The organism is Brenneria sp. hezel4-2-4, assembly GCF_013155275.1.
Classification (GTDB): domain Bacteria; phylum Pseudomonadota; class Gammaproteobacteria; order Enterobacterales; family Enterobacteriaceae; genus Brenneria.
Map to the genome: position 1 here is coordinate 1 of NZ_JABJXS010000028.1, position 1,205 is coordinate 1,205.

A 1,205-nucleotide genomic window follows, 5' to 3' on the forward strand; every position below is an offset into this window, starting at 1 on the left:
CTCCCATATCCTGACCCAGGATCAATTAGAGGATCTGTCTTTTTTGGTGACTTCGGATAAATTCTGCCGGAGTCAGATCATTTAATGAAGAATGTGTCCTGTCATGGTTATATTCTTCCCGCCAGCGATCGAGCTTTTCCTGCACATCTTCCATCGACAGGAACCAGTGGATATTTAGGCATTCATCCCTCAGACTGCCATTAAACGATTCGATAAACGGATTATCCGTCGGCGTGCCGAGGCGTGAGAAGTCCATGGTGACCTTATTTTCATACGCCCATCTATCCAGCGCTTTTGAGATAAATTCGCTGCCATTGTCTGCCTGGATCCTTATCGGCACACGATTATGCATCAATCTCAGGCACTCCATCACCGCCACCACATCCTCGCCCTTGAGCGACTGGCCGGCATGGATCGCCAGGCATTCCCGACTAAAATTATCGACCACAGTTAATGCCCGAAACCGGCGCCCGTTAAACAGATTATCAGCAACGAAATCCATGCTCCAGCATTGATCCGGATTTGACAGCAACGGCCGTTCAACCCGGTGTGCCGCACTCACATGGCGACGGGGGCGATTACGCCGTAGATTCAGTCCTTCCTGGCAATAAATACGATGCGTTTTTTTATGATTAATGACCCAGCCTTCGCGCCTCAGCTGGATATGTATGCGCTGGCAGCCATAACGGATACGGGTTTCCGCTATTTCTCGGATGCGCATCGTTACCGCGCGATCGTCACGACACGAATGATAGTTATAAACCGTGCGACTTAGCATCGCCAGACGACAGGACCGCCTGACGCCCACTCGATATGCGTCTTGTAAAAATACGACTATTTCGCGCTTTTGAGCAGGCCTTAAAACTTTTTTTTCAGCACCTCTTGCAGCATTTCCTTATCGAGACTGAGGTCGGCAACCAGCCGTTTTAGACGTTGATTTTCATCTTCAAGCTGACGCAGGCGACGCAGCTCCGTTACGCCCATTCCGCTAAATTTCTTTTTCCAATTATAAAAAGTGGCTTCAGAGATACCCATTTTTCGGCACACTTCACCCACACGAGTGCCCGTTTCAGCCTGCTTCAGGGCAAAAGCAATTTGCTCTTCAGTACAGCGGATCTTTTTCATGGCCGGATTGCCTCTTTTTTAAGGAAAAGAAGGGCAGAAAACTCCAGTTTAGCCTGGTCCTGTTTAATGGGAAGAGATCA

General features: G+C 49.0%; 1 protein-coding gene. It reads right to left on the reverse strand.

Annotated elements, in window-relative coordinates:
- Nucleotides 1–25: 25 nt before the first annotated feature.
- Nucleotides 26–1,125 (reverse strand): IS3 family transposase gene (locus tag HOY33_RS20430; RefSeq protein ID WP_172291849.1). Its coding sequence is split into 2 segments (ribosomal slippage): nucleotides 26–870 and nucleotides 870–1,125, totalling 1,101 coding nucleotides; the frame shifts between segments, so codons are not numbered across the junction.
- Nucleotides 1,126–1,205: the final 80 nt, after the last annotated feature.